The 22,591-nt window shown below is 60.0% G+C and carries 22 protein-coding genes; 5 read left to right on the forward strand and 17 right to left on the reverse strand.

Annotation, left to right across the window (positions count from 1 at the left end):
- Positions 1–166: 166 nt before the first annotated feature.
- Both ACIPZE_RS26500 and ACIPZE_RS26505 read right to left on the reverse strand, forming a co-directional pair.
- Entirely contained in the window at positions 167–3,235 is a 3,069-nt protein-coding gene (locus tag ACIPZE_RS26500) for an efflux RND transporter permease subunit (protein ID WP_400776322.1), read from the reverse strand.
- 6 nt (positions 3,236–3,241) lie between these two features.
- Positions 3,242–4,342, reverse strand: coding sequence for an efflux RND transporter periplasmic adaptor subunit (locus ACIPZE_RS26505; protein ID WP_129389732.1), 1,101 nt, complete (start codon positions 4,340–4,342; stop codon positions 3,242–3,244).
- Positions 4,343–4,436: 94 nt separating this feature from the next.
- On the opposite strand from ACIPZE_RS26505, the gene ACIPZE_RS26510 reads away from it, so the two are divergent.
- A complete protein-coding gene (locus tag ACIPZE_RS26510) occupies positions 4,437–5,072 on the forward strand; it encodes a TetR/AcrR family transcriptional regulator (protein ID WP_283437537.1) in 636 nt (211 codons plus the stop codon).
- Between the two features lie 114 nt (positions 5,073–5,186).
- On the opposite strand, the gene ACIPZE_RS26515 is transcribed toward ACIPZE_RS26510, so the two are convergent.
- Positions 5,187–5,969, reverse strand: coding sequence for a class I SAM-dependent methyltransferase (locus ACIPZE_RS26515; protein WP_400776326.1), 783 nt, complete (start codon positions 5,967–5,969; stop codon positions 5,187–5,189).
- 92 nt (positions 5,970–6,061) lie between these two features.
- On the opposite strand from ACIPZE_RS26515, the gene ACIPZE_RS26520 reads away from it, so the two are divergent.
- Positions 6,062–6,682 (forward strand): energy transducer TonB, encoded by a 621-nt coding sequence (locus ACIPZE_RS26520; RefSeq protein ID WP_283437538.1) that lies wholly within the window; start codon positions 6,062–6,064, stop codon positions 6,680–6,682.
- Between the two features lie 3 nt (positions 6,683–6,685).
- Here ACIPZE_RS26520 and ACIPZE_RS26525 read toward each other — a convergent pair whose 3' ends face one another.
- From ACIPZE_RS26525 to ppc, 7 genes are all read right to left on the reverse strand, one after another.
- Positions 6,686–7,378 carry an extensin family protein gene (locus tag ACIPZE_RS26525; RefSeq protein WP_400776328.1) on the reverse strand — a complete coding sequence of 231 codons (693 nt, stop codon included), beginning with the start codon at positions 7,376–7,378 and terminating at the stop codon, positions 6,686–6,688.
- Positions 7,379–7,380: 2 nt separating this feature from the next.
- Positions 7,381–8,217 carry an oxaloacetate decarboxylase gene (locus tag ACIPZE_RS26530; RefSeq protein ID WP_400776330.1) on the reverse strand — a complete coding sequence of 279 codons (837 nt, stop codon included), beginning with the start codon at positions 8,215–8,217 and terminating at the stop codon, positions 7,381–7,383.
- Positions 8,218–8,249: 32 nt separating this feature from the next.
- A complete protein-coding gene (locus ACIPZE_RS26535; protein WP_283437541.1) occupies positions 8,250–9,110 on the reverse strand; it encodes a DUF72 domain-containing protein in 861 nt (286 codons plus the stop codon).
- Positions 9,110–9,418: a hypothetical protein gene (locus tag ACIPZE_RS26540; RefSeq protein WP_064393215.1), complete on the reverse strand. Its 309-nt coding sequence runs from the start codon at positions 9,416–9,418 to the stop codon at positions 9,110–9,112. The genes ACIPZE_RS26535 and ACIPZE_RS26540 overlap by 1 nt, the downstream gene beginning before the upstream one ends.
- A 216-nt stretch (positions 9,419–9,634) precedes the next feature.
- Entirely contained in the window at positions 9,635–10,309 is a 675-nt protein-coding gene (tsaB, locus tag ACIPZE_RS26545; protein WP_400776332.1) for a tRNA (adenosine(37)-N6)-threonylcarbamoyltransferase complex dimerization subunit type 1 TsaB, read from the reverse strand.
- 93 nt (positions 10,310–10,402) lie between these two features.
- Positions 10,403–11,053 carry an adenylate kinase gene (gene adk / locus ACIPZE_RS26550; protein WP_034154864.1) on the reverse strand — a complete coding sequence of 217 codons (651 nt, stop codon included), beginning with the start codon at positions 11,051–11,053 and terminating at the stop codon, positions 10,403–10,405.
- 290 nt (positions 11,054–11,343) lie between these two features.
- Positions 11,344–13,974: a phosphoenolpyruvate carboxylase gene (ppc, locus tag ACIPZE_RS26555; RefSeq protein ID WP_400776335.1), complete on the reverse strand. Its 2,631-nt coding sequence runs from the start codon at positions 13,972–13,974 to the stop codon at positions 11,344–11,346.
- 213 nt (positions 13,975–14,187) lie between these two features.
- Between ppc and ACIPZE_RS26560 the strand changes: the two genes are divergently transcribed.
- The 3 genes from ACIPZE_RS26560 to ACIPZE_RS26570 all read left to right on the forward strand — a co-directional run bounded on the left by ACIPZE_RS26560 (position 14,188) and on the right by ACIPZE_RS26570 (position 16,155).
- Complete coding sequence (locus tag ACIPZE_RS26560) at positions 14,188–14,532, forward strand: hypothetical protein (RefSeq protein WP_064120549.1); 345 nt, start codon at positions 14,188–14,190, stop codon at positions 14,530–14,532.
- A gap of 375 nt (positions 14,533–14,907) precedes the next feature.
- Entirely contained in the window at positions 14,908–15,312 is a 405-nt protein-coding gene (locus tag ACIPZE_RS26565) for a DUF4398 domain-containing protein (RefSeq protein WP_129389705.1), read from the forward strand.
- A gap of 54 nt (positions 15,313–15,366) precedes the next feature.
- Positions 15,367–16,155 carry an OmpA family protein gene (locus ACIPZE_RS26570; RefSeq protein WP_283437544.1) on the forward strand — a complete coding sequence of 263 codons (789 nt, stop codon included), beginning with the start codon at positions 15,367–15,369 and terminating at the stop codon, positions 16,153–16,155.
- 129 nt (positions 16,156–16,284) lie between these two features.
- Here the strand turns inward: ACIPZE_RS26570 and ACIPZE_RS26575 are convergent, their stop codons facing one another.
- From ACIPZE_RS26575 to ACIPZE_RS26605, 7 genes are all read right to left on the reverse strand, one after another.
- Positions 16,285–16,614 carry a hypothetical protein gene (locus tag ACIPZE_RS26575; RefSeq protein ID WP_283437545.1) on the reverse strand — a complete coding sequence of 110 codons (330 nt, stop codon included), beginning with the start codon at positions 16,612–16,614 and terminating at the stop codon, positions 16,285–16,287.
- Positions 16,611–17,516: an alpha/beta hydrolase gene (locus ACIPZE_RS26580; protein WP_400776338.1), complete on the reverse strand. Its 906-nt coding sequence runs from the start codon at positions 17,514–17,516 to the stop codon at positions 16,611–16,613. Before ACIPZE_RS26580 ends, ACIPZE_RS26575 begins: the two co-directional genes overlap by 4 nt.
- 220 nt (positions 17,517–17,736) lie before the next feature.
- A complete protein-coding gene (locus tag ACIPZE_RS26585; protein ID WP_174823963.1) occupies positions 17,737–18,987 on the reverse strand; it encodes a flavohemoglobin expression-modulating QEGLA motif protein in 1,251 nt (416 codons plus the stop codon).
- Positions 18,988–19,047: 60 nt separating this feature from the next.
- On the reverse strand, positions 19,048–19,602 hold the full coding sequence (locus tag ACIPZE_RS26590; protein WP_400776341.1) for a hypothetical protein: 555 nt from the start codon (positions 19,600–19,602) through the stop codon (positions 19,048–19,050).
- Positions 19,603–19,762: 160 nt separating this feature from the next.
- Positions 19,763–20,476: a TetR/AcrR family transcriptional regulator gene (locus tag ACIPZE_RS26595; RefSeq protein WP_283437548.1), complete on the reverse strand. Its 714-nt coding sequence runs from the start codon at positions 20,474–20,476 to the stop codon at positions 19,763–19,765.
- Positions 20,477–20,581: 105 nt separating this feature from the next.
- The gene (lysS, locus tag ACIPZE_RS26600) at positions 20,582–22,084 is read right to left on the reverse strand and encodes a lysine--tRNA ligase (RefSeq protein WP_122662230.1); all 1,503 of its coding nucleotides are present in this window, start codon (positions 22,082–22,084) and stop codon (positions 20,582–20,584) included.
- Positions 22,085–22,198: 114 nt separating this feature from the next.
- Positions 22,199–22,591 (reverse strand): peptide chain release factor-like protein (locus ACIPZE_RS26605; RefSeq protein WP_400776345.1); only part of this gene is annotated, 393 nt, incomplete at its 5' end.

Below are 22,591 nucleotides of genomic sequence, written 5' to 3' on the forward strand. Positions count from 1 at the left end.
ATCAAAAGATCGCGGCCTTCGGCAGCTCCTACATGGAATCACGGCAAGCCCGCCCCCCAATCAGGTTGAGTGTCAGCTCGCCTGCTTTTGATCCCCGCAGAAACGGATATTCACAAGGAACACCCAAAACATGGTCGGCCCGAAGGCCGCCACGTCAAACCAAAGATCAAGCCTCGCGCCGAACCCTGAACCAAGCCGCATACAACGCCGGCAAAAACAACAAAGTCAGAGCCGTAGCGACAATCAACCCGCCCATGATCGCTACCGCCATCGGCCCGAAAAATACACTGCGCGACAACGGAATCATCGCCAACACCGCCGCCAGCGCCGTCAACACAATCGGCCGGAACCGCCGCACCGTCGCCTCGATGATCGCCTGCCAGGGCTTAAGGCCGGAAGCGATATCCTGCTCGATCTGATCCACCAGAATCACCGAATTGCGCATGATCATCCCCGACAACGCAATCGTCCCCAACATCGCCACAAACCCGAACGGCTGGCGGAACACCATCAAGAACAACGTCACCCCGATCAAGCCCAATGGCGCGGTCAAAAACACCATCGCCGTGCGCGAAAAACTGCGCAACTGCACCATCAGCAACGTCAGCACCACGACGATGAACATCGGCACCCCGGCATTCACCGACTTCTGCCCGCGCTCGGAATCTTCCACGGTGCCGCCGACATCCAGCAGATAACCATCCGGCAACTCGGCGCGAATCGAGTCCAGCGTCGGCATGATCTGCTTGACCAGGGTCGCCGGCTGCTCCTTGCCATAGATGTCCGCTCGTACGGTGACGTTCGGCAGCCGATTGCGATGCCAGATAATCCCTTCTTCAAAGCCGTATTCCAGCGTGGCAATCTGCGACAACGCCACGCTGCGGCCGTTATCGGTCGGTACCGCCAGACTCGGCAACAACGACAGTTCAGTGCGCTCATGCACCGTGCCGCGCAACAGAATCTCGATCAACTCGTTGTCTTCGCGATACTGACTGACACTCGACCCGGTCAACGAACTCTGCAGGAATTTCGCCAGATTGGCCGTGCTTACACCCAGCGCCCGGGCACGATCCTGATCGATATTCAGGTACACGACTTTGCTCGGTTCCTCCCAATCCAGATGCACATTGACCACGTGCGGATTCTCGCGAACCTTGGCCGCGACCTTGCGCGCCAATGCACGGACTTCTTCGATGTGTTCGCCGGTGACGCGGAACTGCACCGGATAACCAACCGGCGGGCCGTTTTCCAAGCGAGTGACCCGCGAACGCAGCGCCGGGAATTGCTCGTTGAGTGTCTCGATCAACCAGCTGCGCAGCGCTTCACGCTCCTCGATGGTCTTCGCCAACACCACAAACTGCGCGAAGCTTGCCGCCGGCAGTTGCTGATCGAGCGGCAGGTAAAAACGCGGCGAACCGGTGCCGACATAAGCGACGTAATTGTCGATGCCCGCGTGATCCTTGAGCATCGCTTCGAGTCGTTTGACCTCGCCTGTGGTGTTGGCCAAGGACGCGCCTTCCGCCAGTTTCAGATCGACCATCAACTCCAGTCGGTTGGAGGCCGGAAAGAATTGCTGCGGGACGAAACGGAACAACATCACCGAAGCGATAAACAGCCCGACCGTCAGCACGATCACGGTTTTGCGGTGCGTCACGCACCACTCGACCAGACGCCGAACCCGCTGATAAAACGGCGTGCCGTACGGATCCGGCTGACCATCGCCAGTGCCATGTTTGGCCGCATGAATTTTCGCCAGATCCGGCAGCAGTTTTTCCCCCAGATACGGCACGAACATCACTGCCGCGACCCACGAGGCGAGCAGCGCGATGGTCACCACCTGAAAGATCGAACGGGTGTATTCGCCGGTGCCGGATTGCGCCGTGGCAATCGGCAGGAAACCGGCGGCAGTGATCAACGTACCGGTCAGCATCGGGAACGCGGTGCTGGTCCAGGCGTAACTCGCCGCACGAATGCGATCGAAGCCCTGCTCCATTTTGATCGCCATCATTTCCACGGCGATGATCGCGTCGTCCACCAGCAATCCGAGCGCCAGCACCAGCGCACCGAGGGAGATCTTGTGCAGGCCGATGCCGAGGTAATACATGCAGGCGAAGGTCATCGCCAGCACCAGCGGAATGGTCAGCGCGACGACCATGCCGGTGCGCACGCCGAGGGAGAAGAAGCTCACCAGCAAGACAATCGCCAGCGCTTCGACCAGTACCTGAACAAACTCGCCGACCCCGGTTTTCACCGCCGCCGGCTGGTCGGAAACCTTGCGCAATTGCATGCCGGCCGGGAGGTTTTTCTGGATGCGCGAGAACTCGCCTTCCAGCGCTTTGCCGAGGACGAGAATGTCGCCACCGTCCTTCATCGCTACGGCCAGACCGAGCGCGTCCTCGCCCATGAAACGCATGCGCGGCGCCGGAGGATCGTTGAAACCACGGCGCACGTCAGCCACATCGGAAATGCGGAACGTCCGGTCACCAACGCGGATGGGGAAGTTCTTTATCTCATCGACTGTCTTGAAATTCCCCGAAACCCGCAACTGCAAGCGCTCGCTGCCGGTTTCAAAGAACCCGGCGGTCGACACCGCGTTCTGCTCTTGCAGCGCTTGTTGTACCGCCGCCAGCGGCAAGCCAAGGGTCGCCAGTTTGACGTTGGACAGCTCGACCCAGATCTTCTCGTCCTGCAAACCGAGCAAGTCGACCTTGCCGACGTCCTTGACCCGTTGCAGCTGGATCTGGATGCGATCAGCGTAATCCTTGAGCACGGCGTAATCGAAACCGTCGCCGGTCAGCGCATAGATATTGCCGAACGTGGTGCCGAATTCATCGTTGAAAAATGGTCCCTGGATATCCGGCGGCAAGGTCTGGCGAATGTCGCTGACCTTCTTGCGCACCTGATACCAGAGGTCGGGGATTTCCTTGGAATGCATCGAGTCACGGGCAATGAACGTGACCTGCGATTCGCCGGGGCGCGAGAACGACACGATGCGCTCGTACTCACCGGTTTCCATCAGTTTCTTTTCGATGCGTTCGGTGACCTGGCGCGAGACTTCCTGCGCGGTCGCACCCGGCCAACGGGTCTGAATGACCATGGCCTTGAAGGTAAACGGCGGGTCTTCGCTCTGGCCGAGTTTGGTGTAGGACAACGCACCGACGATGGCCAGCAAAAGCATCAGGAACAGCACAATCTGGCGATTACGCAGCGCCCATTCGGAAAGGTTGAAGCGCATCGGGACTTACTCCTTGTCCGCCAGATTGACCACACGGTTGGAGCGATCCACCGGACGCACCTGCTGCCCCTCCAAAAGCACATGCACGCCGGCGGCGACTACCCAGTCGCTGGCGTTCAGACCTTCGAGCACCGGCACGGTTTTCTCGCCGAACGGGCCGACGCGCACCGGGGTTTTCTTCAGGGTGTTATTGCCGTTGACGACCCAGACATAGGTCGCGCCGTTTTCAGCGGTCAGCGCCGAGAGCGGCACGGACAGCGACAGCGCATCGGCCGATTGCACGAACACACGGGCGCTCTGCCCCAGTTCCGCCGGGACTTTGCCGCTGGTAAAGGAAATCCGTGCGGCGAATGTGCGCGAGCGTGGATCGGCAGCCGGCGACAGTTCGCGGATCTGTCCGGCGAAGCGCTGGTTCTGTTGCGTCCATAATTCGACGGTCACCGGCTGACCCACCTTGAAGCGGCCAAAGCTCTGCTCCGGCAGGCTGATCGACACTTCGCGCTCGCCATCGGTGGCGAGGGTAAACACGGTTTGCCCGGCGGCGACCACCTGGCCGACCTCCACCGAACGCTTGGCCACCACGCCATCCTGTGGCGCACGCAGCACCGCGTAACTGGCCTGATTGGTCGATACGTTAAATTCGGCTTTGATTTGTTTGAGGCGGGCTTCACCGGAACGGTAAAGGTTTTCGGCGTTGTCATACGCCGAGCGGCTGACCATCTGCCGATCCATCAGGGTTTTGTAGCGATCACGCTCGGCGCGCACCATGGTCAGATTCGCTTCGGCGGCGGCCACTTGTGCGCGAGTGGCTTCGAGTTGCAGACGCACGTCCTGCGGATCGAGTTCGGCGAGTGGCTGATCAGCCTTCACGCGCTGACCTTCATCGACCAGTCGTCGGCTGACTTTGCCGCCGATACGGAACGCCAGATCGGGTTCGTAACGGGCACGCACCTCGCCCGGATAACTTTCCATCGCCTGCGCCGAAGGCTCTGGCTGCACCACCATGGCCGGTCGTACGGTGACTTGCGTCGCCTCTTCCTGACCGCATGCGGACAATAACAACGCCAGACTCGCTGGCAACGCAAAGGACAACGCATGGCGGAACATGGTGACGGACCTTTCGCTAATGGTGCTGGGAATAATTATACTGGCGGGTATGTTATTAATAGCAAACTCACCAGTCCAGTAATAAAAGCGAAGAATGTCGAACAATCTTTCAGCTCCAAACGGCCCGGGCCGCCCCAAGGACCTGGCCAAGCGCCAGGCGATCCTCGACGCGGCGAAAATTCTGTTTCTGAGTCATGGCTATGCCAACACCAGCATGGACGCGGTCGCCAGCGAGGCCGGCGTGTCGAAGCTAACGGTCTACAGCCATTTCAACGACAAGGAGACGCTGTTCTCCGCCGCCGTAGTGGCCAAATGCGAGGAGCAATTACCGCCATTGTTCTTCGAGTTGCCCGAAGGCATTGCCGTGGAAAATGTGTTGCTGAACATTGCCCGAGGCTTTCATCACCTGATCAACAGCGATGAATCGGTGAATCTGCACCGTTTGATCATGGCGCTGGGGGTTCAGGATCCGAAGCTGTCGCTGATCTTCTTCGAGGCGGGACCGCAGCGCATGGTGCAAGGCATGGAGCGGTTGCTGACGCAAATCCATGACAGCGGCGTGCTGAGCATCGATCTGCCGCGCAATGCGGCCGAGCATTTCTTTTGCCTGATCAAAGGCGCGGGGAATTTTCGGTTGCTGTATGGCTGTGGCGAGCCGTTGAGCGAAGAGGCTTCGGAGAGCCATATTGAGGAAGTGGTGGGGTTGTTTATGCGGGCTTACAAACCCTAGCTTTTGCGCTGTTTGGCTGGCCCTATCGCGAGCAGGCTCACTCCTACAGTGGATTTGTGTGCACCACAGATCAATTGTAGGAGTGAGCCTGCTCGCGATAGGGCCGACTCGGTTTTAAGGCTTGAGTGCTTTCTTCGGATAAATGTCATACCGGCTCGATTTGCCATCCAGCGCATGACTCGGCTTCGGCCCTTCAATGCACGGCGCCTTGCGCGGCCGCTTGACCACCACCCGGTGCGTCGCCAAGACCAACGCAGCCTGCAACAGCGCCGGCGCATCCGGATCATCGCCGACCAACGGCCGGAACAGACGCATCTCCTTCTTCACCAGCGCGGTCTTCTCACGATGGGGAAACATCGGATCGAGATAGATCACCTGCGGCGCCTCGCCTTCCCAGTTCTGCATGACCTCGATGGAGTTGCCCTTGAGCAACTTCATCCGCGCCACGATCGGCGCCACCTCGAAATCTTCCGCGCCACGTGCCAGGCCATCCTCCAGCAGCGCGCCGATCAGTGGCTGACGCTCGATCAGGCTCATCTCGCAACCAAGACTGGCCAGCACAAACGCATCCTTGCCCAGCCCCGCCGTCGCATCCAGCACCCGTGGACGCACACCTTGCGCGACGCCGACAGCTTTGGCGATCATCTGCCCGCTGCCACCGCCGTATAAACGTCGATGTGCCGCGCCACCTTCAACGAAGTCGACGCGCACCGGCCCCGGCGCTTCCGGGCCGAGTTGTTGCAGCTGCAAACCCTGCTCGCCGACCTGCAAGGCAAACTCGCCGTCTACCACTGCCAGCGGCAGACCTAGACGCTCGGCCCACTGCGCAGCTTGCGCTTCATACGTCGCGCCGAGGGCTTCGACATGGATGCGGCAGGCCGCGGGTTGCTCAATCATGGAAAACACGCTCAAAAATTCAAGGAGCGGCAAAAACCGCCGATAACTCATTCAACGCACATTTTGCCAGAGCTGAGCGTCAACCGAAAAAAATGTCAGGCATTCTTCCCACATCGATTGGCTACATCTCGCCCCATGGCGACTTCAGCCGTCAAAATACTCAAGCACTGAGCGGCGTCAGCCATCTGTGGCAAGATTTCTTTGCCCAGGCGCTGGCTGAACAGTCGAGTGATGTGGTGCCGGCCTGCGGCACGTTTCCACCGGTTGACCTGAACAGCCCTGAAGAGCCGACCGTCGGCAGCGAACTGCACGCGCACATTGTCAGCCAGCGCGAATGCGATGTGGTCGACACCGAAGTGCGTCCGCCAGAGCCGCTGTTCCTGCCGATCGCCGAGTTCGAAACAGAGCTGCTCGACAAGCCGCTCCCACCGTTCCCGCCAGAAGAACTCAAGGCTCAGCAAACCCAACAGGATTTCGACAGCAGCTGGGTACGTCCGGTCGTGATCAACAATGGTCAACCGACACCAGAACCTGGCCCGGCGCCGCAGAAGAAGCCGTTGTACCTGCCCATTGCCGAGTTCGACCTCGACTTGATGCAGAAACCTTTCCCGCCGTTCCCGCCGGAAGAAATCGTCGAGCAACAGAAGGCGCTTGACTTCGATAACGGCTGGGCACGCCCGATCGTTCTGCAGAACCTGCGCCTCGCCGCTTAAACCTCAGCGACAGACACTCCAACGCCCGACATCGACATGAAAATGATTGCGATGGGCGGCGTTGTAATCCGGACTCAAGACCACACTGAACGCCTCGCAGGCGCCGTCACGCACCTGGCGCAGAAACGCTGCGTCCTGACTTTGCTTCGGCCAGTCCTTGAGCACGCTGACGGTGCGCCCGTCAGCCAGACGGAAACCAGCGATATCCAGCGCATCGGCGCTGGCGTGGCGGCTGAGCGCGCCATTTTCGCGGTTGTAGATATTGCGGCAGGCAAAGCTGCCGAGATGATCGAGGCGCACGACCTTCTCGCCGTAAACGGCTTGCGCGGCGGGTTGCAGGGTGTGGCGCTCGAACAGCGCGTAGGCCACCGCCAACGGGCAACTGGCGAGGAAACTGCTGCTCAGCACCACCTCGCCACCCTGTACGCGCAGTGCGCCGATCAGCGGACACTTGGCGTCGGGACTGTCGGATTGCCGCGTGACGCGCAATTCAGAGCTGCTCAACGCCTGGGCGCAGAGTTGCGGGTCACTGCGCAAACGCATGAGCTTGTAGCCGGTCAGCCAATTGGGCGCGGCCTTCACGTCCAGTGGCGCCCATGGATTCCACTGCGGCGGGAGCTCAAGCCAACCGCGCCAGACACTGAGCAACGCGCCGCCAACGATCAGCAACAGCAGCAACGCAATCCAGCGCCCCATGTTCAGCCTTTGAAAAACTGATTGGCCTTGGCGTACGGCATCGAGTGCGAGGTAAACCCGAACGTGCCGGACTGCTGAATTTCTTCAGCCGCGCGAAAGAACTCGCCGAACGCCGCCAACGCCAATGCCGAACCGGTACTGATGCGGCGCACGCCCATTTCTTCAAGTTGCTGCACGGTCAGCTTCAAACCGCCGGACATCAACACATTGACCGGTTTCGGCGCCACCGCACGCACCACCGCCAGCACTTCTTCGGCGCTGCGCAAACCCGGCGCGTACAGCACGTCAGCGCCTGCGTCGGCAAAAGCCTTCAAGCGGCGAATGGTGTCGTTGATATCAGGATTGCCGTGCAGATAGTTCTCCGCACGCGCGGTAAGCATGAAGGGAAACGGCAACGTGCGCACGGCGGCGACGGCGGCTTCGATGCGCGCCACGGCGTGTTCGAAACAATAGATCGGCGCGTCCGGCCGACCCGTGGCGTCTTCAATCGAGCCACCGACGGCGCCCGCCTTGGCTGCGTGCAGCAAGCTTTTCGCGGATTCGGTCGGGTCGTCGGCGAAGCCGTTTTCCAGATCCACTGCCACCGGCAAATCCGTTGCGGCGACAATCGCGCGGACATTGGCCAAGGTCTCATCGAGACTCAACGTGCCATCGGCCTTGCCTTGGGAAAACGCATAACCGGCGCTGGTCGTTGCCAAAGCCTGATAGCCGAGACTGGCGAGCATCTTCGCCGAACCCGCATCCCACGGATTGGGAATGACGAAAATCCCCGGACGGTCATGCAGGGCTTTGAAGGCGTGGGCTCTAAGGACTTGTTCTTGAAGGGCAGCGGCGTCCATCGGCAGGCTCCTGGGCAGGAAAAAAATCCGCTTCAGAGCAGGCCAAGTTGCTCCGCGGCGGGTTCTCTGTATAGCTCAGGCAGCGCCGGCAAGCCAGGCAAACGTTGCATCAGTTGTGCATGAAAACGTTGCGCCAGCTTCGCTGCCATGAGGTTGTCGGCGGTGTGCAGGAAGATGTACGGCGTGCGCCCCTCTTCAATCCACTCGGCGATTTTCGCCACCCATGGCACGAGGAACGTGTCGTTGGCTTCAAGCTCGGGATGGCCGATGAAACGCACCTGCGGGAACTGGGTGAACGCCGCCGGACGTGTCGGTACGCGGGGCTTTTTCGATTGCGCGTGGATCACCGAAGACTCGGTCGACAGGCAACTGAACAGCGCCCGGGGATCAAGGCAAATGCGCTCGACGCCACGATCGAGCAGCAGACGATTGAGCAGTCGCTCGCTTTCACCCTTGGCGAAAAATTGCTCATGACGGACTTCAACGGCCAACGGGCAATCCAGCGCATCAATGAACGCCGCCAGTTCCGGCAGACGCTGCGGCGTGAAGCTTTTCGACAATTGCAGCCACAGCGGCGAGACACGCTCGCCGAGCGGTTTAAGTAATTGCAGGAAGGTTTCGGCAGCGGTCAGTTGTTCACGCAAGTCGCCGCCATGGCTGATGTCGCCGGGAAATTTGGCGGTGAAGCGAAAGTGCACCGGCATGATCTCGGCCCAACGCTGCACGGTGGCGGGCGACGGGCTGGCGTAGAAGGTCGTGTTGCCTTCCACTGCGTTGAACACTTGAGAATAGAGACCGAGGAAGTCAGAGGTCTTGGCGTCTGCCGGGTACAGATAATCGCGCCAGGCGTTTTCGCTCCAGGACGGACAACCGAGGTAGTAAGGCAGCGCCATCAGATGTACAGGTCGAGGCCCAGCACGTCTGCATCCCAATCGACAAAACCCGCAGTACTGAGGTAGCTGGCGAGGGCCATGGCTACGCTCTTCTTCATCGCACGGTGGTAGATCATGTCTTGCTGACGGGCAGGCAAATTGGCCAGGCGTTGTGCGGAGGCTTTGGCAGCGCGGGCGGCCATTTGCTCTTCAGTCGGGAATTCCAGCTCGCCATCGATATCGTCGACGGATTCATCCAGCGCCGCATTGCCTTTGCGAGGCTTGCGCTTGATGGGGTAGGACTGAGAGGAAAGGCCGTCTATACGCATAATTTCATGCTCGGTATCGATGATGGCAATTTAGCGGCACCGGGCCGACTTAGCAAACTGCCGAGTGATAACTAGAACACATAAAGCGCAAAAGGTTTAAAACCTGAGGCTGGAAACTGACGATTGGCGTTTTGAAAATCAAAAGATCGCAGCCTGCGGCAGCTCCTACATGCTTACCTGTGCAGGAGCTGCCGCAGGCTGCGATCTTTTAAAGGCTCAACGGGCTTTGGGGGTGGCGACCTTATCGCGCAAGTAAACCGGTTGCGCATCGTCCGCCGGGATCGACTCGCCGCGTTCCCAAGCAAAACGCGCCAGGGTCAGCAAGTCTTCGGCGTGGGGCAGCATGCCGGCATCCGAGTCGCTCAGATTGACGGCGATGCGCTCGGCATAACCCCAACCGGTGCCGGCACCGAACCACTCGCCACTGGCATCGGCCGGCAACGCGGCGACTTCCGGAGGCAACACCGCTTCGGCACCGACCAGACGCATCTCCCCCGCCGTCTCGCGGTAGCAGCCCCAATAGACTTCATCCATCCGCGCATCGATGGCCGCCGCGACCTGGCTCACGCCGCGTTCACGAAAGGCACGCTGCGCCAGCACCGCAAGATTGGACACCGGCAGCACCGGACGCTCCAGCGCGAACGCCAGCCCTTGCACCACGCCAATGGCGATTCGCACACCGGTAAACGCGCCTGGCCCACGACCGAAGGCGATCGCATCGACCGCTTGCAACGTGGTGCCGGCATCGGCCAGCAGTTGCTGGATCATCGGCAGCAGCTTCTGCGCGTGCAGGCGCGGGATCACCTCGTAATGGCTCGTGACCTTGCCGTCATGCAGCAAGGCAACGGAGCAAGCTTCAGTCGCGGTGTCCAGGGCCAGCAAGGTGCTCATCGATGTTTCCAAAACAGGGGTGGGAAAAAGTGCGTCAGTATAAACAACTACGGCCCGCAAGCGGGCCGTGGATGATGCAGCCGATCAGACTTTTCAGCTCAGCGCTGCGAGCACCTTGGCGGTGATTGCATCAACCGAACCAACGCCCGGGATGTGGCTGTACTTCGGCTTGCCCGCGTTCTTGGCGGACAGGTTCTGGTAGAACTCCACCAGCGGCTTGGTCTGCGAATGGTAGACCGACAGGCGATGACGCACGGTTTCTTCGGTGTCGTCCTTGCGCTGTACCAGCTCTTCGCCGGTGATATCGTCTTTGCCAGCGATTTTCGGCGGGTTATAGACGATGTGGTAAACGCGGCCGCTGGCTTCGTGAACACGACGACCGGCGATGCGTTGCACGATTTCTTCGTCTTCAACGGCGATTTCAACCACTGCATCCAGCTCAACGCCGGCAGTCACCAGTGCTTCAGCCTGAGGAATGGTGCGCGGGAAGCCGTCGAACAGGAAGCCGTTGGCGCAGTCTGGCTGAGCGATGCGATCCTGAACCAGTGCGATGATCAGGTCATCCGACACCAGGCCGCCGGCATCCATGATGCTCTTGGCTTGAACGCCCAGCGGCGTGCCGGCCTTGACCGCAGCACGCAGCATGTCGCCGGTGGAGATTTGCGGAATGCCGAATTTCTCGGTGATGAACTTTGCCTGAGTACCTTTACCGGCCCCGGGAGCTCCCAGCAGAATGACGCGCATCGATGTGCTCCTCAATTTTTTATATAGAAAACAACAGGATTCGCCTCTTGGGGCCAATCTTAAAAATACGGGTCGTGGCCGCACAAACGGCCAAAGGCTGATCAAGATACACAGCAGGCTGCGCCCACACAAGACGCCAAAAGTCGGAGAAACCGCTGCCTGCCGCGACCTCGCGATCCGGTGAGCCAAGTCGCAACCCCATCATTAACTGTCGCCTGCCGGCACTTTCCCCCTGCACGCAATGCGGCACCGGAGGTATCCCCAAGATGCCTTGCGTCCCGTGAAAAACCTTAGCCGGTATTGCGCAGACCAGCGGCGATCCCCGCCACAGACACCAGCAGCGCCTGCTCCACCGGGCTGCCCTGCTCGACATTCTGCTGCCGCGAACGGGCCAACAGTTCGGCTTGCAATAGATGTAGCGGGTCGAGGTAAGTGTTGCGCAGACGGATGAATTCGAGGGTGTCCGGGCTATGTGCCAGCAACTGCGACTGGCCAGTCAGACCAAGCACCACCGCGCACGCCTGCGACAATAGGTCGCGTAACTGCGCGCCCAACGGCAGCAGATCCGGCTCGACCAGACGCTCGTCGTAGGACAACGCGATGTCCGCATCAGCCTTGGCCAGGACCATTTCGAGCATGTCGATGCGCGTACGGAAGAACGGCCATTGCTCGCGCATCTGCCCGAGCAACTCGCCTTCGCCACGCTCCAGCGCTTTGCTCAACGCCGACTCCCAACCCAGCCACGCCGGCAGCATCAACCGCGTTTGCGTCCAACCAAAGATCCACGGGATCGCCCGCAGGCTTTCGATGCCGCCGGCGCGACGTTTGGCCGGACGACTGCCGAGCGGCAAACGGCCCAATTCCTGCTCCGGCGTGGACTGACGGAAGTACTCGACGAACTGCGGGTTTTCCCGCACCACCTGGCGGTAAGCGCTGACACCGTCGGCGGCCAATTCGTCCATCAGATGCCGCCATTCAGGCGTCGGTGGTGGCGGCGGCAGCAACGTCGCTTCCAGCACGGCAGCGAGATACAGATTGAGATTTTGCTCGGCGATGTCCGGCAGGCCGAATTTGAAGCGAATCATTTCCCCTTGCTCGGTGGTACGGAAACGCCCCGCAACCGAGCCCGGTGGCTGCGACAGAATCGCCGCGTGCGCCGGGCCACCGCCACGGCCGACCGTGCCGCCACGACCGTGGAACAGCAGCAGTTCAACTTCTTGCTCACGGCAAATTTCCACCAGCCTTTCCTGCGCGCGATATTGCGCCCAGGCCGCCGCCGTGGTGCCGGCGTCCTTGGCCGAGTCGGAGTAACCGATCATCACTTCCTGCGGGCCTTGCAGGCGTGCGCGATAGCCCGGCAGCAGCAACAACCGCTCCATCACCGGCCCGGCGTTATCGAGGTCGGCGAGGGTTTCGAACAGCGGCACCACGCGCATCGGCCGCAACACGCCAGACTCTTTGAGCAGCAGTTGCACAGCGAGGACGTCGGAAGCGGCGCCAGCCATGGAGATCACATAGGAGCCGAGCGACGCACCCGGTGCGGCGGCGATTTCCTTGCAGGTGTTGAGCACTTCGGCGGTATCGGCCGACGGCTTGAAGTGCGCCGGCAGCAGTGGCCGACGATTGTTCAGCTCACGGGTCAGGAAGGCGATGCGCTGTTCTTCGTCCCAATCTTCATAGCGACCGAGGCCGAGATAATCGGTGATTTCGGTCATCGCCGAGCTGTGTCGTGACGAATCCTGCCGCACGTCGAGGCGCACGAGGAACAAGCCAAAGGTCACCGCGCGACGCAGGCAATCGAGCAACGGGCCGTCGGCGATCACGCCCATACCGCACTCGTGCAGCGAGTTGAAACACAGCTCCAGCGGGTCGAGCAGATCACGGTTGTTGTGCAGCACATCGGCAGGCGCCGGTGTCGGCGCAGTCAATGCGGCATGCGCCCAATTGCGCGTCGCCCGCAGGCGTTCGCGCAATTGCTTGAGCACCGCGCGATACGGTTCGGCGCTGTCGCCAGCCTTGGCTTTCAAGGCATCGCTGGCCTGTTGCATCGACAGCTCGGCAGCCAGATGATCGACATCGCGCAGGTACAAATCAGCGGCCATCCAGCGCGCCAGCAGCAACACTTCGCGAGTCACCGCAGCGGTGACATTGGGGTTGCCGTCACGGTCGCCGCCCATCCACGAGGCGAAGCGAATGGGCGCGGCTTCCAATGGTAGACGCAGGCCGGTCGCTTCATGCAACGCCTTGTCGGCCTTGCGCATATGGTTGGGAATCGCCTGCCACAGCGAATGTTCGATCACCGCGAAACCCCACTTCGCTTCATCGACCGGCGTCGGTCGCGTGCGGCGGATTTCTTCGGTGTGCCAGGCTTCGGCGATCAGCCGTTGCAGGGTGCTCTGGATCTGTTCGCCTTCGGCTGTGGTCAGGTCGCGATGGTCTTGCGCGGCGAGTTGTCCGGCGATGGCGTCGTACTTCTGGATCAGCGTGCGCCGCGCCACTTCGGTGGGGTGCGCGGTCAGCACCAGTTCGATTTCCAGCCGCGCCAGTTGCCGGGCCAGCGATTCGGCGCTGTGGCCTTCATTGCGCAAACGCGCGAGCAACTCAGGCAGCACGCGCGATTCGAACGGCGCCGGCTGCGATTCTTCGCGGCGATGGATCAATTGATACTGCTCGGCGATGTTCGCCAGGTTGAGAAACTGGTTGAACGCCCGCGCCACGGGGAGCAATTCGTCTTCGCTCAATTGATTGAGGCTGGCGCTCAGTTCAGCGTCCATCGAGCCACGGCGATCGGCCTTGGCGCCTTTGCGAATCTGCTCGATCTTGTCGAGGAACGCCTCGCCGTACTGGTCTCGAATGGTGTTGCCCAACAGCTCTCCGAGCAGGTGAACGTCTTCGCGCAAGCGTGCATCAATATCGGTCATCAGCAATTCCCCAGCAGTAATCCGGACGGCTTAGAAACGAGTGCATGAGCTAGAGAGTGCCGCTCAACGACGCTTCTTACAAGCATCCGACCAAGGGACTTTAAACCTTGCGGGCGAAAGCTAGTCTCAACAGTAAGCCGTACAACGGCTTGCCGCCGGCCCTGCCGGACACTCACCCAGGCCTGCCATGAGCAGGCGCGAAATGAGGTCATCATGAAAATTCGTGAACTCGCCCAGCATTGGGAAGAAAACGCCAAGGGTCGCCTGACCGACACTGGCTACACGATTCATCTGGACGTTGAAGCCGCTGCGCGACTGGCAGCGATTGCCGAGATGTACCCCAAACGCCATCCCGAAGAACTGCTCGGCGAACTGATTGGCGCAGCGCTTGAAGAGTTCGAAGCGAGCCTGCCGTATGTGAAGGGTTCGACCGTGGTGGCGACGGATGAGGAAGGTGATCCGCTCTATGAAGACGTGGGGCCTACGCCAAGGTTCCTCGCGTTGTCGCGCCGCCATTTGCATGACCTTTCGGCCGCTGCCGGCAAGCAAAAACACTGACACAACACAGATCAAACTGTAGGAGTGAGCCTGCTCGCGATAGCGGTATTTCATTCAAAATTTTTTGTTGTCTGACATGACGCTATCGCGAGCAGGCTCACTCCTACAGGATCGTATTCCAGCTCAAAATCGATGTGTTTTCGAGATCCGCCCCCCCGCGCGTACCGCTCCATCCCGCCAAAGTTCCCGCTTTAGAGCCTTGTCCATTCGGTCAAAAATTATTTAGGCGATAGGCCATCTTTTCTGAACTTTTGAAAAATCACTCCGGTCGGAACCTGTAACCACGCCTGGAACGAGCGTTTCAAAAACGCCTTTCACACGACGCTTTTCGGCTCCTCGACCAGGATGGATTCAGATGTTTTCAGGAGATGCCTAATGGAGTTGAAGACCATGAAAAACCAAACCACTTTCTCGCACTTGCGCGGTCTGAAACTGGCCGCTCTGGCCATCGGCACCAGCTTCGTGCTGGCCGGTTGCGCCGGTAATCCACCGACCGAGCAATACGCCGTGACCCAATCGGCGGTCAACAGTGCGGTCAGCGCTGGCGGTACCGAGTTCGCGGCGGTCGAAATGAAGCAAGCGCAGGACAAATTGAAACAAGCCGAAATCGCCATGCACGACAAGAAGTATGACGAAGCGCGCACCCTCGCCGAGCAAGCCGAATGGGACGCTCGTGTCGCCGAACGCAAGGCTCAGGCAATGAAAGCCGAACAGGCTGTGAAGGATTCCCAGAAAGGTGTTCAGGAACTGCGTCAGGAAAGCCAGCGCACCGTGCAGTAAGCGCGCATCCCGACCGCAACGCTGAAACTTTATCGATAGAAAGGACGAAAAATTATGCGTAAGCAACTGATGATCCCCGCTCTTCTGGCCGCAAGCGTCGCTCTGGCTGCCTGCTCCACTCCGCCTAATCCGAACCTGGAAAACGCGCGCACCAACTACTCGGGTCTGCAAGCCAACCCACAGGCGAGCAAAGTCGCGGCGCTGGAAACCAAAGACGCCAGTGATTACCTGGACAAGGCCGACAAGGCTTATCTGGACAAACAAGACGCGGCCAAGGTTGACCAACTGGCTTACCTGACCAACCAGCGCGTGGAAGTGGCCAAACAGACCATCGCCCTGCGCACTGCCGAGGCCAACCTGAAAAACGCTTCGGCACAACGTGCTCAAGCCCGTCTGGATGCTCGCGATCAGCAGATCAAACAGCTGCAGGACAGCCTGAACGCCAAGCAGACCGATCGCGGTACGCTGGTGACCTTCGGTGACGTGCTGTTCGCCACCGACCGTGCCGACCTGAAATCCAGCGGTCTGGTCAACATCAACAAACTGGCGCAGTTCCTTCAGGAAAACCCGGATCGCAAAGTGATCGTCGAGGGTTACACCGACAGCACCGGTACTGCCAGCCACAACCAGACGCTGTCTGAGCGTCGCGCTAACTCCGTGCGTACCGCTCTGGTGAAAATGGGCGTTGATCCAGCGCGCATCGTTGCTCAGGGCTACGGCAAGGAATACCCGGTTGCCGAGAACGGCAGTGTTTCCGGCCGTGCGATGAACCGCCGTGTGGAAGTGACCATTTCCAACGACAACCAGCCGGTTGTGCCACGTTCGGCGGTTAGCTCGAACTAAGCTCCCTGCTGTAACGCAAAAGCCCCGCCTGAGTGATCAGGCGGGGCTTTTTTCAAGATCAAAAGATCGCAGCCTTCGGCAGCTCATGGGATTTCTGTAGGAGCTGCCGAAGGCTGCGATCTTTTGCTTTTATGGCTGGAGTTTTTGCGGGGTCTCTTCGCCCATGCAGCGCACGGCTTTTTTCTGCGCATTGATCAGCACGCCGGTCAGGCCTTTCTGCTCGGTGTCGAACAACACCAGCACGCCATCGATGCACTGCGCCACTTGCGGCGCCGGGTCCAGCGAGACTTTGTAGTCTTCGCCCGGCACCGTCTTGAGCATGGTGAATTCGTTGAGCAGCAACGCATCCTCGGGTTTGGCGAAGTGCAGGTAGCCGTAGAACCACAGCGCCCCGACGGTGCCGAGGATGCTGCAGATACCGGTGATGATCAGCGGGATGGCGTTGCGTTCTTCAGTCATTGCGGACTCTCATCTTCAGAATTCGGGGGTGGCGGGTAATTGGGGATTTCGCCGAGGCGGCGCAGGCCGTTGAAATGTTCGGGATCGTCGAGGTAACGCAGCATCACCTGGCGCCACACCGGGTCGCCGAAGGTCTGCACATGGCCGCCACGGGTCAACTGCAGCACGCGCGGTGGCGGCGCAGCTTGATACAGACGGATGCCGTTGGAAAGCGGTACCAGCGGATCGTCGATGCTGTGGAAGATCAGCTTCGGCACGCCGTTAAGCTGCGGCATCGAGTTGATCGCGCTGTCGCCGTCCGGCACCAGCCACGACAGCGGCACCTGGAATGGCCAGGTCAGCCACGAAGTACTGAGGGCGTATTGGCCGACGCTGCGATAACTGGCGGGCACGCCGTCGAGCACCAAGGCCTTGAGCTGTTTCTGCCGCTCTGGATGCTGCACCAGCCAATGCACGGCCATCGCACCGCCGAGGCTCTGGCCGAGCAACACCAGCGGTTTGCCTTTGACTTCCGGCGCTTTGTCGAGCCAGGCAAACGCCGCGTCGATGTCCTGATAGATCGCCGGCAAACTCGGCTCACCCTCGGACAGGCCATAACCGCGATAGTCGACCAACAGCACTTGATAGCCGTTTTTCGGCAACCACCAACTGCCGCCCAAATGCATTGGCAGGTTACCGCCGTTGCCGTGCAGGTGCAGGACGGTGCCTTTGACCTCGACACCGGGTTTGGCCGGCAGCCACCAGGCGTTGAGCTTCAGGCCATCCGCCGTCACCAGCGTGACGGTGCGGTATTCGAGCTTGGCTTTTTCCGGGGTGAAAATCTGACCGGGTTCGGGGTAGAACAACAAAGAGCTGCAACCGCTGAGGGTCAGGAGCAGGCAGAAGATGCCGAGGATTCTCATCCGGTGAAACCTCGCAAAAATTCAGGTTCAGATCGTTCCCACGCTCTGCGTGGGAATGCATCCCGTGGCGCTCTGCGTCACAGTGGACGCGGAGCGTCCATGGCAGCATTCCCACGCGGAGCGTGGGAATGCATCCCGTGGCGCTCTGCGTCACAGTGGACGCGGAGCGTCCATGGCAGCATTCCCACGCGGAGCGTGGGAACGATCGGTCTGTAGTGGGTTAGAGGATGTTCGAGTAGTCGGCTTCGATCCGGTCCAGGCTCAAGTGATTGAGGAAGTTGGAGAAGCACATCCACGCCGACAACGCATTCAGATCGCGGAACTGCTCCGGCAGATACTTCGGCGCCACCACCAGCCCCTCATCCACCAACTGGCGCAAGGTACGCATGTCTTCCAGCGTGGTCTTGCCGCAGAACAACAACGGAATCTGCTCAAGCTTGCCCTTACGCACGGCCAACTGAATGTAGTTGTAAACCATGATAAAGCCTTTGAGATAGGACAAGTCTTTGGTAAATGGCAGACCGGTTGGCGTCGATCCACGGAATACCCGACTGGCGTTGCCGTAACTTTCCGCCATTTCGAAGCCCTGCTCGCGGAAGAATTCGAAGACCTGCAGGAAGTCGGCGCCCTCCTCGACCATGTGAATGGCGCGGGTGCGGTTGGTCAACTTGCGCAGACGGCTCGGGTAGGAGGCGAAGGTGATGATTTCCATGAGGATCGCCAGGCCTTCCTGGGTCACCGTCGACGACGGCGGGCCTTTGGAGAGGAAGGTGCAGATCGGCTGGTTCAGACCGTTGAGCGTGGTGCCAACGTGCACCAGGCCTTCATGGACTTCCAGCGCACGCACGTCTCTATCGTTGAACATCGCGTCGGTGCGGATCTTGATGTAGTCGGCGCCCGCCGCCGCGTCGGCAACGATACCGTCGGACTCGAACACGCGGATGGTCTCCTCGGCCTCGCCGAACACCTTGTTCAGACGGGTTTGCAGCAGGTGCACGGCGTCCTTGGCGGTGAGGACTTTCGGCTCGTCCTTCAGATCGCCACGGCCGTCGATGTTGTTGAGGTAATCGGACATCATCAGGCCGAGGTCGGCAAGGGTCGGGTCACCGGCGTGGAAGGCGTCGGAGGCGGCGCCGTACAGCTCTTGCGAGATCAGGCCGAAATCCTCGGTGCCGCGCGCTTCGAGCATGCGCACGACCATGCGGTATTCCTTGCACATGCGCCGCATGATCTGCCCGACCGGGTTGAACTGGCCGAGCTGGCGGGTGATGTCGCGCTCGATGTTCTGGAATTCCAGTTTGACCTTGCTCGAATCGAAACTCAGCGGCCGATTGAGGTAGTAGTCGCGATCCACCGCCGGCATTTCCTTGCCTTTGGCCTTGAGGAAACCCTTGCGGATGTTCTCGTCCCACTTGACCGCGTCGAGCACACGGATCGGCGTCTGCGCCAGCACAATGCGGTCGGACAACATGCGTATCGTCTGCTGGTAATCGTCCACCCGAAACTCCTGTAGAAAACGTGACGTACTGAATTATTGGGCGCGGGCCTGGCGCTGGTAGCGCACGGCTTCAACGAAGACATCGGAATAGGCCGGATCGTCGAGATAAGCAAAGACCTTGTCGAGGTTGCTGTCGACTTGCACACCCTCGCCATCGTCGGTCTGGAACGCCTGACCGTCGAGGGCTTGCTGTTTGATCGCCTGATTGATCTGTTCAAGATCGAGGTTGTAGACCACCAGTTCGTGTTTATCGGTGAGTTCAAAACCGGCAATGGTGTAGTGGCCGCCGTACTGTGCCGGGACTTTCGCCGACAGATACCAGCGATTGCCATGACGCGAGACAGTGAACGGATAGGCTTCGCGCTCGCGAGGCCTGGCCTTGAACCAGCTGATGGCCTGATAGCGATCGTTGCCGATGCGGGTCAGTTCAAGGTTCATCGGTTCGCCCCAGGCATTGGTGCTCGACCACTTGCCGAGCAGGCCCTTGGGCGCCGGTTCGCTGGCGGCCAGCGGTTCCTTGAAGGTCACCAGACAGCCACTGAGCAGCAGGAACGACAAGGCGATCAGCACGCCACGCCAGGCTTTCATTCAAAACTCCCTATGAACATTCGCCGCCCTCATGGTGATCGATCGTTCCCACGCTCTGCGTGGGAATGCATCCACTGGCGCTCTGCGTCATGTCGACGAAGGGACGCGGAGCGTCCCGGGCGGCATTCCCACGCAGAGCGTGAGGAACGATCAGCGCAGTTCAGACCGATGCGAGCACCAGGTGCATGTAGCGCGTCAGAATGCCGAGCATGTCCTCTTCGGCCAATGGCTCGGCGTCATTGAGCAGGCCCTGATATTCCATCCGTCCGATAATCGCCGTCAACACCTTGGCATCCTGTTGCGGTTCGCGCGAGCCCAGCACCTGAAACAACTGGCAGGTGCCCTGCAACAGAATCTGCTGATGTGAACGCACCAGAATCGCCAGGCGCGGGTTAAGCAGCGCTTCCTGGCGGAACGCTTGCTCAGCCATCAAATGCTCACGCCGGTTAACCAATTGACGATGCACGTAGTCGGCCATCAACCGTGCAATGTCGTCAGCCAATTGCGAGCGCGACTCCGGACTGCCGTCGCCACTGACCACCATCTCACGCAACAAGCCTTCGTTGTTGACCCACAACTTGGCCATGTATTCGGCGCTGCGCTCTACGTATTGAGCGAAGGTATCGGTGAGCAGGTCATCAATGTCCTTGAAGTAATACGTGGTCGCCGACAGCGGCACACCGGCCTCGGCGGCAACTGCGCGGTGACGCACAGCGCGTACGCCATCACGTACGACAATACGCATTGCCGCGTCGAGAATGTCCTGGCGACGCTGCTCACTGCCCTGTCGGCTGGCCTTGCGACCCTGGTACTGAACGCTTTCAGCGACCGCAGTGGCGATACCCGCTGCACCTTCTTGAGCTATTGCACCCATCACGACAGGACTTCCTCTGCTATTTCCAAAGTAACCAATTGATACATTTGTACCAGACAGGCAATAAAAAGCCGCCTGTTTTAGGCGGCTTTTTAACTGAAACGTTTACGCTTGCGGTCGCATGTGCGGGAACAGGATCACATCGCGGATCGACGGCGAGTTGGTCAGCAACATCACCAGGCGGTCGATGCCGATGCCTTCACCGGCCGTTGGCGGCATGCCGTACTCCAGCGCGCGCACGAAGTCGGCGTCGTAGTGCATGGCTTCGTCGTCGCCGGCGTCCTTGTCGGCCACCTGTGCCATGAAGCGCTCGGCCTGGTCCTCCGCGTCGTTCAACTCGGAGTAGGCGTTGGCGATTTCACGGCCACCGATGAACAGCTCGAAGCGGTCGGTGACGTTCGGGTTGTCATCGTTGCGACGCGCCAGCGGCGACACTTCGAACGGGTACTGAGTAATGAAGTGCGGCTGTTCCAGCTTGTGCTCGACCAGTTCTTCGAAAATCATCACTTGCAGCTTGCCCAGACCTTCGAAGCCCAGCACCTTGGCGCCGGCTTTCTTGGCGATGGCGCGGGCCTTGTCGATGTCGTTCAGATCATCGGCGGTCAGCTCAGGGTTGTACTTGAGGATCGAGTCGAACACCGACAGTCGCACGAACGGCTCGCCGAAGTGGAACACCTTGTCGCCGTACGGCACGTCGGTAGACCCCAGCACAAGCTGCGCCAGTTCACGGAACAGTTCTTCGGTCAGGTCCATGTTGTCTTCGTAATCGGCGTACGCCTGATAGAACTCCAACATGGTGAATTCAGGGTTGTGACGAGTCGAAACGCCTTCGTTACGGAAGTTGCGGTTGATCTCGAAAACCTTTTCAAAACCACCAACCACCAGACGCTTCAGATACAGCTCTGGCGCGATACGCAGGAACATTTCCATGTCCAGCGCGTTGTGGTGGGTTTCGAACGGCTTGGCCGCAGCGCCGCCAGGAATGGTCTGCAGCATCGGCGTTTCGACTTCGAGGAAGTCGCGCTTCATCAGGAAGCTGCGGATGTGCGCGATCACTTGCGAACGCACGCGGAAGGTCTGACGCACTTCGTCGTTGACGATCAGGTCGACGTAACGCTGACGGTAGCGCTGTTCGGTGTCGGTCAGGCCGTGGTGCTTGTCCGGCAGCGGACGCAGCGATTTGGTCAGCAGACGCACGTTGGTCATTTCAACGTACAGGTCGCCCTTGCCGGAACGCGCCAGGGTGCCTTCGGCGGCAATGATGTCGCCCATGTCCCAGGTTTTCACCGCGGCCAGGGTGTCTTCCGACAGGGTTTTACGGTTGACGTAGACCTGGATGCGACCGGTCATGTCCTGGATCACCATGAACGAGCCACGGTTGAGCATGATGCGACCGGCAACCTTGACCGGGATTGCAGCCTCTGCCAGCTCTTCCTTGGTCTTGTCCGCGTATTTCTTCTGCAGATCTTCGCAGTAGTTTTCGCGGCGGAAGTCGTTCGGGAAGGCGTTGCCCTTGGCGCGCTCGGCAGCCAGCTTTTCCTTGCGCAGGGCGATCAGGGAGTTTTCTTCCTGTTGCAGGGCTTGCGGGTCGAGTTGTTGGTCGCTCATGTCTTTAGATATTCCATCAGGTTCGTTGCCCCCGGACCTCGCGGCCCGGGGATCGCCAGCAGGGCTGGCTCCTACAGGGATCGGCCTGAATCAGCCGATGCTGTATTGCGTCTTTTACAGCCCTGATTTCAGGCTGGCATACAGGTATTCGTCGATGTCGCCGTCGAGTACCTTGTCGCAGTCGCTGCGTTCGATGTTGGTGCGCAGATCCTTGATCCGCGACGCATCGAGCACGTACGAGCGAATCTGGTGACCCCAGCCGATGTCGGACTTGGTGTCTTCCAGCGCTTGCGACGCGGCGTTGCGTTTCTGCATTTCCTGCTCGTACAACTTGGCCCGCAGCATTTTCATGGCGGTGTCTTTGTTGGCGTGCTGGGAACGTTCGTTCTGGCAGCTGACCACGGTGTTGGTCGGTACGTGAGTGATACGTACGGCCGAGTCGGTGGTGTTTACGTGCTGACCACAGGCACCGGATGAACGATATGTGTCGATCAGCACTTCTGCCGG

The organism is Pseudomonas sp. NPDC089741, from assembly GCF_044748825.1.
Lineage (GTDB): Bacteria > Pseudomonadota > Gammaproteobacteria > Pseudomonadales > Pseudomonadaceae > Aquipseudomonas > Aquipseudomonas helmanticensis.

What these genes read in the sequence shown, in the direction of transcription:
- ACIPZE_RS26500 (WP_400776322.1), bottom strand. Translation starts at nt 3,235, where the DNA reads ATGCGCTTCAACCTTTCCGAATGGGCGCTGCGTAATCGCCAGATTGTG.
- ACIPZE_RS26505 (WP_129389732.1), bottom strand. Translation starts at nt 4,342, where the DNA reads ATGTTCCGCCATGCGTTGTCCTTTGCGTTGCCAGCGAGTCTGGCGTTG.
- ACIPZE_RS26510 (WP_283437537.1), top strand. Translation starts at nt 4,437, where the DNA reads ATGTCGAACAATCTTTCAGCTCCAAACGGCCCGGGCCGCCCCAAGGAC.
- ACIPZE_RS26515 (WP_400776326.1), bottom strand. Translation starts at nt 5,969, where the DNA reads ATGATTGAGCAACCCGCGGCCTGCCGCATCCATGTCGAAGCCCTCGGC.
- ACIPZE_RS26520 (WP_283437538.1), top strand. Translation starts at nt 6,062, where the DNA reads ATGTCAGGCATTCTTCCCACATCGATTGGCTACATCTCGCCCCATGGC.
- ACIPZE_RS26525 (WP_400776328.1), bottom strand. Translation starts at nt 7,378, where the DNA reads ATGGGGCGCTGGATTGCGTTGCTGCTGTTGCTGATCGTTGGCGGCGCG.
- ACIPZE_RS26530 (WP_400776330.1), bottom strand. Translation starts at nt 8,217, where the DNA reads ATGGACGCCGCTGCCCTTCAAGAACAAGTCCTTAGAGCCCACGCCTTC.
- ACIPZE_RS26535 (WP_283437541.1), bottom strand. Translation starts at nt 9,110, where the DNA reads ATGGCGCTGCCTTACTACCTCGGTTGTCCGTCCTGGAGCGAAAACGCC.
- ACIPZE_RS26540 (WP_064393215.1), bottom strand. Translation starts at nt 9,418, where the DNA reads ATGCGTATAGACGGCCTTTCCTCTCAGTCCTACCCCATCAAGCGCAAG.
- tsaB (WP_400776332.1), bottom strand. Translation starts at nt 10,309, where the DNA reads ATGAGCACCTTGCTGGCCCTGGACACCGCGACTGAAGCTTGCTCCGTT.
- adk (WP_034154864.1), bottom strand. Translation starts at nt 11,053, where the DNA reads ATGCGCGTCATTCTGCTGGGAGCTCCCGGGGCCGGTAAAGGTACTCAG.
- ppc (WP_400776335.1), bottom strand. Translation starts at nt 13,974, where the DNA reads ATGACCGATATTGATGCACGCTTGCGCGAAGACGTTCACCTGCTCGGA.
- ACIPZE_RS26560 (WP_064120549.1), top strand. Translation starts at nt 14,188, where the DNA reads ATGAAAATTCGTGAACTCGCCCAGCATTGGGAAGAAAACGCCAAGGGT.
- ACIPZE_RS26565 (WP_129389705.1), top strand. Translation starts at nt 14,908, where the DNA reads ATGGAGTTGAAGACCATGAAAAACCAAACCACTTTCTCGCACTTGCGC.
- ACIPZE_RS26570 (WP_283437544.1), top strand. Translation starts at nt 15,367, where the DNA reads ATGCGTAAGCAACTGATGATCCCCGCTCTTCTGGCCGCAAGCGTCGCT.
- ACIPZE_RS26575 (WP_283437545.1), bottom strand. Translation starts at nt 16,614, where the DNA reads ATGACTGAAGAACGCAACGCCATCCCGCTGATCATCACCGGTATCTGC.
- ACIPZE_RS26580 (WP_400776338.1), bottom strand. Translation starts at nt 17,516, where the DNA reads ATGAGAATCCTCGGCATCTTCTGCCTGCTCCTGACCCTCAGCGGTTGC.
- ACIPZE_RS26585 (WP_174823963.1), bottom strand. Translation starts at nt 18,987, where the DNA reads ATGTTGTCCGACCGCATTGTGCTGGCGCAGACGCCGATCCGTGTGCTC.
- ACIPZE_RS26590 (WP_400776341.1), bottom strand. Translation starts at nt 19,602, where the DNA reads ATGAAAGCCTGGCGTGGCGTGCTGATCGCCTTGTCGTTCCTGCTGCTC.
- ACIPZE_RS26595 (WP_283437548.1), bottom strand. Translation starts at nt 20,476, where the DNA reads ATGGGTGCAATAGCTCAAGAAGGTGCAGCGGGTATCGCCACTGCGGTC.
- lysS (WP_122662230.1), bottom strand. Translation starts at nt 22,084, where the DNA reads ATGAGCGACCAACAACTCGACCCGCAAGCCCTGCAACAGGAAGAAAAC.